At 69.7% G+C, this 12,806-nt stretch carries 11 protein-coding genes; 5 read left to right on the top strand and 6 right to left on the bottom strand.

Annotated features, from left to right (window positions below; translation table 11 throughout):
• Positions 1 to 114 precede the first annotated feature (114 nt).
• The 3 genes from ACFUCU_RS04690 to ACFUCU_RS04680 all read right to left on the bottom strand — a co-directional run bounded on the left by ACFUCU_RS04690 (position 115) and on the right by ACFUCU_RS04680 (position 4,530).
• Positions 115 to 1,671, bottom strand: coding sequence for an ABC transporter substrate-binding protein (locus tag ACFUCU_RS04690; RefSeq protein WP_377971012.1), 1,557 nt, complete (start codon positions 1,669 to 1,671; stop codon positions 115 to 117).
• Positions 1,672 to 1,840: 169 nt separating this feature from the next.
• Complete coding sequence (murJ, locus tag ACFUCU_RS04685) at positions 1,841 to 3,964, bottom strand: murein biosynthesis integral membrane protein MurJ (protein ID WP_377971010.1); 2,124 nt, start codon at positions 3,962 to 3,964, stop codon at positions 1,841 to 1,843.
• A 62-nt stretch (positions 3,965 to 4,026) separates the two neighbouring features.
• The gene (locus tag ACFUCU_RS04680) at positions 4,027 to 4,530 is read right to left on the bottom strand and encodes an NUDIX hydrolase (RefSeq protein ID WP_377971008.1); all 504 of its coding nucleotides are present in this window, start codon (positions 4,528 to 4,530) and stop codon (positions 4,027 to 4,029) included.
• 219 nt (positions 4,531 to 4,749) lie between these two features.
• Here ACFUCU_RS04680 and ACFUCU_RS04675 point away from each other — a divergent pair, with 219 nt between their 5' ends.
• On the top strand, positions 4,750 to 6,216 hold the full coding sequence (locus ACFUCU_RS04675) for a CCA tRNA nucleotidyltransferase (protein ID WP_377971006.1): 1,467 nt from the start codon (positions 4,750 to 4,752) through the stop codon (positions 6,214 to 6,216).
• A complete protein-coding gene (locus tag ACFUCU_RS04670; protein WP_377971004.1) occupies positions 6,216 to 6,800 on the top strand; it encodes a histidine phosphatase family protein in 585 nt (194 codons plus the stop codon). The genes ACFUCU_RS04675 and ACFUCU_RS04670 overlap by 1 nt, the downstream gene beginning before the upstream one ends.
• A 73-nt stretch (positions 6,801 to 6,873) precedes the next feature.
• On the opposite strand, the gene ACFUCU_RS04665 is transcribed toward ACFUCU_RS04670, so the two are convergent.
• Positions 6,874 to 7,254: a hypothetical protein gene (locus ACFUCU_RS04665; protein ID WP_377971002.1), complete on the bottom strand. Its 381-nt coding sequence runs from the start codon at positions 7,252 to 7,254 to the stop codon at positions 6,874 to 6,876.
• A 272-nt stretch (positions 7,255 to 7,526) separates the two neighbouring features.
• Between ACFUCU_RS04665 and ACFUCU_RS04660 the strand changes: the two genes are divergently transcribed.
• The 3 genes from ACFUCU_RS04660 (at position 7,527) to ACFUCU_RS04650 (ending at position 10,785) form a co-directional block, all read left to right on the top strand.
• Positions 7,527 to 7,667, top strand: a complete 141-nt coding sequence (locus ACFUCU_RS04660; protein WP_290257125.1) for a hypothetical protein — start codon at positions 7,527 to 7,529, stop codon at positions 7,665 to 7,667.
• A gap of 189 nt (positions 7,668 to 7,856) precedes the next feature.
• A complete protein-coding gene (locus tag ACFUCU_RS04655) occupies positions 7,857 to 9,332 on the top strand; it encodes a glycosyltransferase family 87 protein (protein ID WP_377971000.1) in 1,476 nt (491 codons plus the stop codon).
• A complete protein-coding gene (locus ACFUCU_RS04650; protein ID WP_377970998.1) occupies positions 9,325 to 10,785 on the top strand; it encodes a phytoene desaturase family protein in 1,461 nt (486 codons plus the stop codon). Before ACFUCU_RS04655 ends, ACFUCU_RS04650 begins: the two co-directional genes overlap by 8 nt.
• Here the strand turns inward: ACFUCU_RS04650 and ACFUCU_RS04645 are convergent.
• Entirely contained in the window at positions 10,782 to 11,477 is a 696-nt protein-coding gene (locus ACFUCU_RS04645; protein ID WP_377970996.1) for an ABC transporter ATP-binding protein, read from the bottom strand. The two genes, ACFUCU_RS04650 and ACFUCU_RS04645, sit on opposite strands and share 4 nt — an antisense overlap.
• Positions 11,478 to 11,528: 51 nt before the next feature.
• The gene (locus tag ACFUCU_RS04640; RefSeq protein WP_377970995.1) at positions 11,529 to 12,620 is read right to left on the bottom strand and encodes an ABC transporter permease; all 1,092 of its coding nucleotides are present in this window, start codon (positions 12,618 to 12,620) and stop codon (positions 11,529 to 11,531) included.
• Positions 12,621 to 12,806 lie beyond the last annotated feature (186 nt).

Raw genomic sequence — 12,806 nt, 5'->3', positions numbered from 1 at the left:
GCCACATGGCACAACTAAGCGCACCGGGTGAATATTCCGCGTACGCCTTTGGACGGGGCCTAGCCCCGTCCTTCTAGGGTACCGGTGTGGGGCCGCCGGGACGGCCCGGAACGGCTACTGGACCTTGATCTCCGCGAGCCGCAGGCCGAAGCCGTAGCGGGTCTTCGGGGCGGCCAGCTTCGGCAGGTTCTTGATCTGGATGATGACGTACTGCGCGGTCACCGGTTCCTGCAACGGCAGCGTCAACTCCGGCGAGGTGAAGCTGTTGCTCCCCACCAGCTTGGCGCCGTCGAGCGAGGGCTGGTCGGCGGTGTAGACGCTGATGTTGCCGCCGGAGGCACCGAGCTGGCTGAGCGTGACGGAGGAGACCTTGGCCGGGCCCTTGAGCTTGACCACCAGCGGGACGCCGTCCGGAGCGAAGCCGCCCCAGGCGTCGGTGGCGAATTCCATGTCGGACCAGTAGCTGGCGGCGTTGCCGTCGTACGTCTTGACCAGGTCGCCGTCGTAGGTGGCCGCAAAGTCGAAGTTGCCCTGGCGGGACACGGATTCGATCGCCGGCGGAACCGCGGCAGGCGGGGCACTCTGGCTCGTCGATGGCGTGCCGGACTGCTCGGGCGTGCCCGTGCCCGTGGAGGTGGAGGTCGTCTTCGCTGCCTGCGGTGTGCCGCCCTTGAAGAGGCCGCCCAGGTTGGTGACCGCAAAGATCAGGCCGATGACCAGGACGGCGGCCAGCAACGCGCCGACCAGCCACCGCATGGAACGGGGTTCGCGTCGGGGTGCCTCGTCGTCCTCGTCGTCGTAGTCCCCCGGGCCGTCCGCGGCGGGTTTGCGGGCAAAGGCGGGCAGGGTTGCGGCGGCGCGGCCGGCTGCTGGGCCGGAGGACTTCTCCCGTGCCATCATGCGCTGGTCCGGGACGGCGTCGTCGTAATCGTCGTCCTGCCACAGGGAAACCTTGGGGTTCGACGACGTCGGAGCGGACTTCGCGGACTGTGCCGGCTGGACCGGGTTGGCCACGGTCGGCTGCGGCGCGGCGTCCTGCGGCGCGGTCTTCGGGGACTTCGACGGTTTCGCTGCCTTCGCGGCGGCCGCGCCTGCGGCTGCTCCGGCAACACCTGCGGCGGCGGCCGCTCCGGCTCCCCGGTGCTCCGTCTTCGGCGCTGCTGCCGGCGGGGCGGGGGCCTGCCGCGGCGGAACCACCGGCTGGGTGGCTGGCCGCTGCTGCTGGTCGCCGTAGTTGATGTAGCCGGCGTCGACTTCCTCGTCGTCGTAGAGGCCGTCATAGGTTTCGGGCTCGTTCGACCGGGCCTGGCCGAAGATCTCACTGCCCAGCGTGTCGGTGAAGAACGGTTCCACGTAGGGCGGGTTGGAGCTGACCACGAGGTCCAGCAGGTCAGCCGCGGACGTGTGGTTGGTGATCAGGTAGGTGGCGTCGTCACTGACTCCGAGGTCCAGGATCTGCACCTGTCCGGGGCGTTCGCCGGTGGCCACCTCGCGGGCGCTCTGGGCCACCTGGTCGGCGTTTCCCGGGCCAGCAACGAGGATGCTCACGGGACGGTTCAGCACCTGGTCCACGCCGTCCAGCACCAGATCCTCGTCATGCGAGGTCAGAACCGTGGCGGTCACCTTGTAGCGGCCGCCGAGTACTGATCCGACATCGATCGGGTGGGACACGTGTTCCTCCTAGGCTGTCCGGAACTGCCGGCCCCGGTGACGTTAACGGTCAACGCCGGCCCCCGGTAAAGCCGGTGGACCCCAGGTCTGCAACTCCCGTTGTTAGTCTTCGATCCTAACTGATGCTGGTGTTGCGCCCGGTGACCACGGCCTCCGTTCGGGGTGCGGCTTACTTTTTGTTGCCCTGCCCGTCCGGGAAGTACGGGTTGCGTCCGGGGTCGCCCTGGTAGGTGCGGCGGCCCGGCAGTGGAATCTCCGTCTGGCCCGCCCCGCCCCGAGACGTGGCGGGCCGTTCCTCCTCGGGGAGGTAGCCGCCGTCGGGGCCCCAGCCACTGGTGTCCTCCTCGCGGACGTCGGGACCCACGCGGAAGGACGCCGAATCGAACTCTCCCGAGATCCGCGGGATGAGGCCGGTGTCCAGGGAGGTGGTGGCCCGCTGGGGGACCGTCCGGACCGGTGCGGTCCGTGCCGCCGGAACCTCCCCGGCTACTTCCTCGCCCGAGCCGGCACCAGCCTCGCCCGTGGCGTCCGCCCCTGTCCCTGCGGCGCCTGCCGCACCCGCGGCGGCCGGGCGGCGGCGCAGCCTGCCCAGCAGCGGCTGCAGGAGGTCCTGGAGCTCGCTCACCCGCAGCACCCGCAGCAGGACGAAGTAGACGGCCAGCATGATGGGGCCGACGACGGCGACGGTCACCAGTGCGGCGATCCGGCCGCTCCAGGCGAAGCCGTCCGGGTTGTAGCTGCCCAGCAGCCAGAGGGCGCCGGTCCCGGCGATGGCCGAACCGAGGGCCGCGTAGCCCATCTTGATGTAGGAACTGGCGACGCGCGGGCCGTCCAAGTGGCCCAGGAGCCGCCGCAGGAAGCCGGCGCTGACGATGACGGAAAGGATGTTGCCGCCGGTGTAGAGAACCGCGATGGCGAAGATGATCCGGTCGTAGGGCAGGAACTGGATGAAGAAGGCCGCCACCACGTTCACCAGGGCCAGGACCAGCTGGATGTAGAACGGGGTGCGGGCGTCCTCGTTGGCGTAGAACACCCGCGACATCATGAAGTTGGCGCTCATGAACGGGGTGCTGAGGGCCAGGATGGTCAGGGTCTGGGCCAGCATGACTCCGTCCTGCCGGTCGCCGCCGGAGAAGAACATGCCCAGCGGGCCGGCCAGCGCAAAGAGGGCCAGTGCACCGAAGACTGTCGCCACCGCCATGGTGCGCAGGCCGTGGCTGAGTGCCCGGCGGAGTCCGGCCCGGTCCCCGTCCTGGGAGGCGCGGGTCATCCGGTTGAAGAGCACCGTGGCGAGCGAGAGGGCGATGATCGAGTGCGGCAGCAGGTACAGCTGGCTGGCCACCTCCAGCACGGCGTTGCCGGGAAGCGTGGCGGCCGCCTCGGTCTGTCCTTCGGCCCGGAGCCGGAGGCGTTCGGCGCCGGGGATGGTCGCAATGCGCATGATGTAGAGGAAGGCCAGCTGCCCCACAGCCGCCGTCGCCAGCGTCCACACGCTGAGCTTGGCGGCCTGGCCCAGCCCCACGCCGCGCCAGCCGAAACGGGGACGCAGCCCCAGCCGGAGCCGCAGCACGGGAATCATCAGGATGGCCGTCTGCGCCACCACGCCGATGGTGGAGAACCCGGCCACCAGCAACGTCTGGAAGGATCCCCAGTTGTCCAGCGTGTGCGGGTTGGCCTCGTTGGTGCCGAGGATCCAGATGAACATGCCGAGGCCGGCGATGGCGACGACGTTGTTCAGGATCGGTGCCCACATGGCGGGCCCGAACGCGCCGTTGGCGTTCAGGACCTGGGTCAGCAGGGCATAGAGGCCGTAGAAGAAGATCTGCGGCAGGCACCAAAACGCGAACGCCACGGCCAGGGACTTCTGCTGCGGTGAATACCCCTGGGTGGTCAGGTCAATCACGGTGGGCGCCAGCAGCGTCACCACCAGCGTCAGGGACAACAGCACGACGACGGCCAGGGTGAGCAGGCGGCTGATGTAGTCGGCGCCGCGGTCCGGGCCCTTGCTGGCCTTGATGATCTGCGGGACCAGGACGGCGTTAAAGACGCCGCCGGCCACCAACAGGAAGATCAGGTTGGGAAGGTTGTTGGCATTGATGAACGTGTCGGTGACCGTCGAGCCGAGGCCCAGGGCCAGCGCCAGCATCCAGGTCTTGGCGAATCCGAGGAACCGCGAGACCAGGGTCCCGACGGCCATGACGGCGCTGGACCGGGCCTCTCCGGCGCGGGCGGCCTGGGGGGCGGCGGCTTCGGAGGGTGCGGACTTCTCGGGCTGGGGCTGGGCGGCAGACATCCTTCTCATCGTCTCACCCGGGCGGCCGAATAGGCGCAACCGCGGCCCGTACGGACGAGGTCCTAGCGGTGGTCGGGAAGGACTTCGCGGGCGAGGTCGGCGATGCGGCGCTCATTGGGGAAGGACAATTTCCGGGCCAGTTCCGTCAGCGGCACCCATGCCACGTCCACGGCTTCCTGGTCGGGGTCGTTCTCAATGGTCAGTTCGCCGCCGGTGGCCTGCAACAGATAGTGGTGGACCGTCTTGTGGACCCGGTGCCCGCTGACGGTAAACCAGTAGTCGATGCTTCCCAGCGGGGCGAGGATCTTGCCCTCGATGCCGGTCTCTTCCGCGATCTCGCGGACGGCCGCTTCCTCGTTGCTTTCCTTGCCTTCCGGGTGGCCCTTAGGCAGGCACCACTCGAGGCGGCCGCCGCGGTTGAGCCGGGCGATGATCGCCACGCGCAGTTCGGCGTCGGACGTATCCACCACGACGCCGCCCGCGGAAACTTCCTCCACGGTAGGCAGGGAGGCCTGGCCCGCGTGCTGCTGCGCCGGCGCGACGTTGCCACCGATTGCCGAGGGCAACGGTGCGTTCGTCCTCCTGCCGGGAGCGCTCGGTACGGGGTGGGCCATAAAGTCCACTCTAACTACTCTTGCCCGGACTTGATGACCTAAACGTGACGGGAAAGTGGACGGCGGGAAAATCGGATTCGGCCCGCCCCCGCGGGCCGCCGCGGACGGGCCGGTGTCCCCGGTCCGTCCCGGTGTGGTGCTGGCGGGGATTTCTGACAAGCTTAAGAGACTATGTCGCACCCACATCACCAGACCGAGTCCCACCCCGTCGATTTCCAGGTTGACCCGGTGGTCCTTGAGCTGGGGCGGCGTTTTGCCGACGCCGGCCACGAACTCTCCCTGGTCGGCGGCCCGGTCCGGGACCTCTTCCTGGGCCGTGAATCGCCGGACCTGGACTTCACCACCGACGCCACCCCGGACCAGACCGTCGCGCTGATCAAGAAATGGGCCGACAACTTCTGGGAGATCGGACGCGCCTTCGGGACCATCGGGATGCGCAAGGCCGGTTTCCAGATCGAGATCACCACCTACCGCGCCGAGGCCTACGACCCCGAGTCACGGAAACCTGTGGTGGCGTTCGGATCCTCCCTGACCGATGACCTGCTGCGCCGCGACTTCACCATCAACGCCATGGCCCTCCGGCTGCCCTCGATGGAACTGGTGGACCCGTTCGGCGGGGTCCGGGACCTGCACGCCTCCACGCTGTCCACGCCCGGGTCGCCCGAGGATTCCTTCTCGGACGACCCGCTGCGGATGATGCGGGCCGCCCGCTTCGCCGCGCAGCTGGGTGTGACCGTCCACCCCGACGTCCGCCGCGCCATGACCGCCATGGCGGAGCGGATCAAGATCATTTCCAACGAGCGTGTCCGCGACGAGCTGGTCAAGCTCATCTGCGCCGCCCAGCCAAGGACCGGCGTCGACCTCCTCGTGGACACCGGCCTGGCCGAATACGTGCTGCCCGAGGTGTCCGCGCTTCGGCTCGAATCGGATGAACACCACCGCCACAAGGACGTCTACCAGCACTCGCTGCAGGTCCTGGAGCAGGCCGCGGGCCTGGAGACCGGCGCCGACGGCCCCGTCCCGGGCCCTGACTTCGTGCTGCGGTTCGCGGCCCTGATGCACGACGTCGGCAAGCCGGCCACGCGGCGCTTCGAGGCGGGCGGCGCGGTGAGCTTCCGGCACCACGACATGGTGGGGTCGAAGCTGACCGCGAAGCGGATGAAGGCGCTCCGCTTCGACAACGACACCATCAAGGCCGTTGCGCGCCTGGTGGAACTGCACATGCGGTTCTACGGATACGGCGACGCCGGCTGGAGCGACTCCGCCGTCCGCCGCTACGTTACCGACGCCGGCCCCCTCCTGGAGCGGCTGCACCGGCTGACCCGGTCCGACGTAACCACCCGCAACCAGCGCAAGGCCGAACGCCTCGCCTTCGCCTACGACGACCTTGAGACGCGGATCGCCGAGCTGCGCGAGCGGGAATCGCTGGAGGCGGTCCGCCCGGACCTCGACGGCGGCGCCATCATGGCCCTGCTGGGCCTCAAGCCGGGACCCGTCGTCGGCCGCGCCTACAAGTACCTGCTGGAAGAACGGATGGAGAACGGGCCGCTCGAGCCCGCCGCCGCCGAAGCCAAACTGCTGGAATGGTGGGCGGCGCAGCCGGAATCCGCCGCCGTCGCACCCTCTGAGGAGTCCTAATGCCCGCACCCGCCAACGGCCCCCGCCCCCAGCTCTGGATCCTCCGCCACGGCGAGACCGAATGGTCCAAGAGCGGCCAGTACACGGGCCTGACGGACCTTCCCCTCACGGTGGAGGGCGAGCAGCAGGCCGTGGAGGCCCGCAAGGTCCTTGACGGGGTCGACTTCGACCTGGTGCTCACCTCGCCGCTACGCCGCGCCCGCCGCACGGCCGAACTGGCCGGCTTCCCCGACGCACGGCTGGAACCGCTGGCGGTGGAGTGGGACTACGGCGACTACGAGGGCATCAGCTCGGACCTGATCCGGAAGGACAACCCGGACTACCTGATCTGGACCCACGGCGTGCCAAACGGTGAAGCGCTCGACGACGTCGCGGCCCGGGCGGACAAGATCGTGGCCAGGGTGCTGGAGTCCGGCCTCGACAATGTCCTGGTCGTGGCGCACGGGCATTTCTCCCGCATCCTCACCGCCCGGTGGCTGGGACTGGACGCCCTCGAGGGACGGCATTTCGTCCTGGGTACAGCCAAGGTCTGCACGCTCGGCTGGGATAAGAAGACCCCCGCAGTAGTGCGTTGGGGCCTCTAAACCCGGTCCCTTAAAAGTTTTTCCATAAAACTTTATGGATTAAGTGGTCAACCCCTGCATTCATCATGTAGTTTTATTTCCAACCCCAGAGGCGTCCCGCCGGGGTATCGGCGCTCACCGCCCGGCCTGTCAGCCGGAGCGATGGCACAACAGAAAAGGAGGTTGGGAAAATGATTACTTTGACTCGCGGATGGATGTTCACCCTCACCGCCAACCCGGCCTCCGTTGTTGCCTGGCGCCCGAATTTTGGAATGCACACCTGCTGATTCCGCTGATCGCCGGCCACATGCCGGGATTGCAGAACCGCCGCTAGCCCGAATCCTCCCGCATCAGGGACGGCGCGGGCTTCGGCGGGACAGTTGCCGGTGAAGCCTCCTTCTTCATCACCTTCGCCCTGCCAGGCCATCACAATGCGCGGCACCACAATTCGGAACTCTGCTTCCCGGCGGTGCATCTTTCACGCTCAGTGCCGGCATTCTTCGCTTGGCGAATTCACGCACAAAAACGGCTCCTTTTGCTGCCCTTTTTAGTGAAATTATCTGTAATTTATCCGGGGCCTATTTGTCATGCCCAAATATCCCGGAAATTCCTTCCCTCTTCACCCCAGGAGTACACGTGTCTGTCGTTCCGTCCCTGACCCGCCCCACACCGCACCCCGGAGCCCTGCCGCTTCGGCCGGATCCCGCCCAGACTTCCATCCCGACCTTCCGGAAGGAGGTGAAACCCATGAAACGACAGCTCCCCCGCGTGCCGGTCTTCCGTCCGCGGCCCGGCCGTAAGGAACGGACGCAGTTCAACGCCCAGCTGCTGGAACAGCGGCGTGAAGACGTCTACCTGACCCTGCACCAGATGGGCCTGATCCGCTGATTCGCTGCTGCCCCGACCGTCCAGGTCACGCACACCGCAGCAGCCATCAGAGGAGGACCCATGAGATTGACCATTCCGAGCTACCCGCCAGGAGCCCACGCGGCAACGCGTGGGCTCCCCCGTTTAACCGGCCGCCCGTCGTCCCCAGGGCCACGTCCGGCCGCCGCGAACCCCCGGTAAGCTCATGGCATGCAGGAGACAATGCCGCCGGACCAGCACCGGAGGAGCCGACTGGTGGTTCCCACCCGCAGTGACCGGCTGCTACGGAACTTCACCGAACTGATCGGCGGACCCATGGGGCACCGCGCCGCGCCCGGCGTCGTCTCTCCCGGCCTCTTCACCGTCCCGCGGGTGCTTGGAATCCTGACGGTCCTGGCCGCGGTGCTGGCACTCCTGGTCAAGGGCTACTGCCGGAACAACGGCTGGGAATCCCCCGGCCAGTTCTACGCCACCTGCTACTCCGACTTCCCCGAACTCTTTCGAAACCGCGGACTGGGCAACGGCGCCTTCCCGTTCGTCACCGCCGGAAGCTACTTCGAATACCCGGTCCTGATGGGCTTCATCGCCGGAGCCACCGCCCTTCTGGTACCCGGCTCGGGAACCGGCGCCGGCCGGGTCCTCGCGTACTTCGACGTCAATGCCACCCTGGTGGTGGCCGTTTGGATCGTCGTCGTCCTCGTCACCGCCCGCACGGCCGGCCGGCGGCCCTGGGACGCCGCCATGGTGGCGCTGGCCCCCGGCATCATCCTGGCCGGATTCATCAACTGGGACATGTGGGCCGTGGGTTTCCTGGCCCTGGCCATGTACTTCTTCTCCCGGAACCACCTGGTCCTGGCCGGCATCTGCATCGGGCTGGGCACCGCCACCAAGCTCTACCCGCTGCTGATCCTCGGCGCCATCCTGGTGCTCGCGCTGCGCACCGGACGGATCCGGGCGTTCCTCACCACCGCCGGGGCGGCCGCGGCGGCGTGGCTTGCCGTGAACCTTCCCGCCCTGCTGGCAGACCCGGCCGGATGGAAGTACTTCTACCAGTTCACCGAGTCCCGGCCCGCCGGCTACAGCTCACCCTGGTTCGCATACAACCTGGTGGCCGGCCGGCTCGGCTGGAAGCCGCTGGAGGCGGCCGTCATCAACTCCCTGGCCATGGACCTGTTCCTTGCCGCCTGCGTGCTGATCGCGCTGCTGGCACTGGCCGCGCCGCGCCGTCCCCGCCTGGCGCAGCTGGTCTTCCTGATCGTGGCCGCCTTCATCCTGACCAACAAGGTCTACTCGCCCCAGTTCGTCATCTGGTTGATTCCGCTGCTGGCCCTGGCCCGGCCGCGGTGGCGCGACTTCCTCATCTGGCAGGCCATCGAGGGACTGCACTGGGCGGCCGTGTGGATGTTCCTGGGCCAGGTCACCAGCGGCGGCCCCTCCCAGCACAACATCGACATGCCCTACTACGTCCTGGCCGTCGTCGCTCACATGCTGGCCACGGCATACCTGATGGCGCGGGTGGCCTGGGACATCGTCGAGCCGGACAGGGACATCATCCGCCGGCAGCGCGTGGACGATCCTCACGGAGGTCCCTTCGACGGCGCCGCTGACCGGCTGCGGATCGACCTCCGGCACCCGGCGTCCTCGGTCGTGCCGTGGCGGACGGCGAAGGTGAGCTCCGATGCCTGACGTCGCGGTGGTGGGAGCGGGCCCCAACGGCCTCGCCGCGGCCGTGACGATGGCCCGCGCCGGCCTCGCCGTGGACGTGTACGAGGCCGCACCCACCCCCGGCGGCGGCCTCCGGACCATGGAACTGATGGAACCGGGCCACCTGCACGACGTGTGCTCGGCCGTCCATCCCATGGCGCTGGCCTCGCCGTTCTTCCACGAGTTCGGGCTCTCCCGGCGGATCGACGTCGTGACCCCCGAACTCTCCCACGGCGCGCCGCTGGACGGTGGCGGGGCCGCGCTGGGCTACCGCTCCCTGGAGCGCACGGCAGCCGCGCTGGGCCGCGACGGCGCTGCGTACCGGCGGCTGATGACCCCGCTGCTGCAACGCCTCGAGGGAGTCATGGACGTTGCCCTCAACCAGCTGCTGCGGGTCCCCCGCGATCCCGTCGCCGCCGCCGTCTTCGGCCTGCGCACTCTTGAACAGGGCACCCGGCTGTGGGGCGCCCGGTTCCGTGAGGATCTCGCCCCCGCGCTCCTGACCGGGGTGGCCGCCCACGCCGTCGCCCCGCTGCCCACCCTCCCGGCCGCCGGCGCCGGCCTGGTCCTCGGTGCCCTGGGACATGCCGGGGGCTGGCCCATCCCGGTCGGCGGTTCCGCCGCCATCGCACAGGCGATGATCGCGGACATCGAAGCGCACGGCGGCCGGATCCGCACCGGGACCCGGATCGATGCCCTGACGGACCTGCCGCCGTCACGGGCCACCCTGTTCGACGTGGCGCCGCCCGGGCTGCTGCGGATCGCCGGCAACCGGCTCCCGGCCCGTTACCGCCGTGCCCTGGAGGACTACCGGTTCGGCAACGGCGCCTGCAAGGTGGACTACATCCTCTCGGGCCCCGTCCCCTGGGGCGCCCCGGAGCTCGCCGGGGCCGGCACGGTCCACGTCGGCGGCACCCGGGCCGAGACCGCCGAGGCCGAGCACCTGGTGGCCGCCGGGCAGCACCCGGAGCGGCCCTACGTCCTGGTCTCCCAGCCCTCCACCTTCGACACCGGCCGCGCCCCCGCCGGCCGGCACATCCTCTGGACCTACTGCCACGTCCCGGCCGGTTCCACCGTGGACATGGGCGACGCGGTCACGGCCCAGCTGGAGCGATTCGCCCCCGGCTTCCGGGACCTGATTGTGGACCAGCGGGTGACCACGGCGGCGGACCTCGGCGCCTACAACGAGAACTATGTCGGCGGGGACTTCAGCGCCGGGGCCATGGACCTGCGCGGTCTGCTGGCCCGTCCGGTGTTCCGGCCCGTCCCGTGGCGGACCCCCGTCCGCGGGCTCTATCTCTGCTCTTCGGCCACCCCTCCCGGGCCCGGCGTGACCGGGATGCCCGGCTTCCACGCCGCCCGGCACGCGCTCCGGGACGTCTTTGGTCTCCCGGTTCCCGCACTGGGCCCGGTGGGGGACGCGGCCGCCGGCTAGTGCGCGCCCTGCAGGGCGCCGAGCGAGAGCCGACCGTCGGCCATCGTGGCGACGGCGTCGGTGTGCGGCACCAGGTCCGCGTCGTGGGTGACCATCAGCGTCGCGACGCCGAATTCATCGGTGACCTCCCGCAGCAACCGGACGATGTCCCCGCTGCGCTGCTGGTCCAGCGCCGCCGTCGGCTCGTCCACCAGCAGCAGGACGGGATCGGCCATCAGGGCCCGGGCGATGTTGACGCGCTGCCGCTGGCCGCCGGAGAGCTGGTGCGGCCGGCGGTCCCCGGCGGCGGCCAGGCCCACCCGGTCCAGCAGCGTCCCCGCACGCTCCCGGGCCTGCCGCGGCTGTTCTCCGCGCAGGTGCGCGGCCAGGAGGAGTTGTTCCACGGCGGTCAGGGAGGGCAAGAGGTTGGGCTGCTGGAAGATGATGCCGACCCGGTCCCGCCGCAGCGCCGAGCGGCCCGCGTCGGACAGGGCCCCCGCGTCCTGGCCGGCCACCAGGACGGTGCCGGAGCTCGGGCGGATCAGGGTGGCGGCCACCGCCAGCAGCGATGACTTCCCGGATCCGGACGGACCCAGCAAGGCCAGGAACGTGCCGGCGGCCAGGTCCAGGCTGACCCGGTCCATGGCGCGCAGCGTGCTGCCGCCGTCGGGGTAGTCGAGGGTGACGTCGCGGAGGCTGAGGACAGACTTCATGAATATGCCTTTCGGGGAATGTTTAGGATGCGGGTGCCGGCGGTGGCCGCGTTAGTTGCCGCCGAGGGCCAGCAGCGGGTCCACCCGGGTGACGCCGCGGACCGCGAGGACGGAGGCGGCGAGCCCCAGGAGCACGACGCCGGCGACGGGCAGAAGCGTGGTGGCCGGGCCGGTAAGGAACGGCGCGGCCTTACCTGCGAGCAGTCCGCCGACAACGCCCGCCGCGCCGCCGGCCAGGGCCCCCGCGGCCAGCACGGCGGCGGCCTGGACCATGGCGTCCCGGAGGATGTACCGGGTGGAACCGCCGAGCGCCTTGAGGACGGCGATGTCACGGGTCCGCTGGACGGTCCACACGGTCAGGAAGGCGGCCACCACCAGGGCGCTGATGCCGTAGAGGAAGGACTGCATCAGCAGCAGGGAGCCGTTTTCGCTGCGGTAGGAGCCGAGGGCCTGGAAGGAGCCGCTGCGGGTGGTGCTGACGGTTCCCGCGGCGGCGTCGGCGGCGCTCAGGTCCGTCTTGTCCGAGGTGCCGACCGCCAGGACCGTGGCCACGGCGGCCGGGTCGGTGAGATGTGAGAGGGTGCGCCAGTCCGTTAGGGAGGTCCAGACGACGGCGGTGTGCGAGTACCACTGGTCCGGAACCACCGCGGCGACGGCCAGGGAGCTGCCGCCCACGCTGACCCGGCGCCCCGGTGCGAGGTCCAGGTCCTTGGCCAGGCCAGCTCCGACCACCACGGTGCCCTCGGCCACCGGCGCGGGGGCCAGCGCGCCGTCCCCGGTCACGCCGAAGACGGCGACGTTCGCCGAGCCGGCCGGTTCCCCGCCCGGGGCCACGGCCTGCAACCGGGTCTGGCTGATGCCCAGCGGTTCCGCGCTGGTGACGCCGTCGTGGTTCTTCCAGCGGGCCAGCTGGACCGCGGTGACGGAGGACTCCGTGTAGGAGGCGGTGGGTGTGGTCCCGGCGGGGGCGCCGAACACGATGTGGTCCGCCGGGAGGGCGGCGATGGCGGAGGTTGACTGGTTGCCGAGGCCGGCGGTGAGGCCGGAGAGCATCACCAGCAGCAGGGTGATCAGGGCGACGACGCCGCCCATCAGGGCGAAACGGCCCTTGGCGAAGCGGATGTCGCGGAGAGCGAGAAACATGGGTGTCCTTTGCGGGTTGAAAAGCCTTTCTTCCACTCTGGCCGGGGCCGGCGGCAATGCCATCGGGTGCCCGGATGATCCCGGCGGGACGATCGGAGGGGCGCGGGATCATCCAAAAGGATGATTACGGTGTCCCGCGGGCCCTGGGCGGGCTCCCGGGCAGGGTGCCAAAGCTAGGCTGAGGAC

The sequence above is a fragment of the Arthrobacter sp. NPDC057259 genome, assembly GCF_042668995.1.
In the GTDB taxonomy this organism is placed as follows: Bacteria; Actinomycetota; Actinomycetes; order Actinomycetales; family Micrococcaceae; genus Arthrobacter.
The sequence above is the reverse complement of the archived record's forward strand: the minus strand, read 5'-3'. Positions and strand labels throughout refer to the sequence as shown.

Bases quoted from the DNA above. Each gene is read 5' to 3' on its own strand.
- ACFUCU_RS04655 (WP_377971000.1), top strand. From the start codon at position 7,857: ATGCAGGAGACAATGCCGCCGGACCAGCACCGGAGGAGCCGACTGGTG.
- ACFUCU_RS04670 (WP_377971004.1), top strand. From the start codon at position 6,216: ATGCCCGCACCCGCCAACGGCCCCCGCCCCCAGCTCTGGATCCTCCGC.
- ACFUCU_RS04645 (WP_377970996.1), bottom strand. From the start codon at position 11,477: ATGAAGTCTGTCCTCAGCCTCCGCGACGTCACCCTCGACTACCCCGAC.
- ACFUCU_RS04665 (WP_377971002.1), bottom strand. From the start codon at position 7,254: ATGCACCGCCGGGAAGCAGAGTTCCGAATTGTGGTGCCGCGCATTGTG.
- ACFUCU_RS04650 (WP_377970998.1), top strand. From the start codon at position 9,325: ATGCCTGACGTCGCGGTGGTGGGAGCGGGCCCCAACGGCCTCGCCGCG.
- ACFUCU_RS04675 (WP_377971006.1), top strand. From the start codon at position 4,750: ATGTCGCACCCACATCACCAGACCGAGTCCCACCCCGTCGATTTCCAG.
- ACFUCU_RS04660 (WP_290257125.1), top strand. From the start codon at position 7,527: ATGAAACGACAGCTCCCCCGCGTGCCGGTCTTCCGTCCGCGGCCCGGC.
- murJ (WP_377971010.1), bottom strand. From the start codon at position 3,964: ATGTCTGCCGCCCAGCCCCAGCCCGAGAAGTCCGCACCCTCCGAAGCC.
- ACFUCU_RS04640 (WP_377970995.1), bottom strand. From the start codon at position 12,620: ATGTTTCTCGCTCTCCGCGACATCCGCTTCGCCAAGGGCCGTTTCGCC.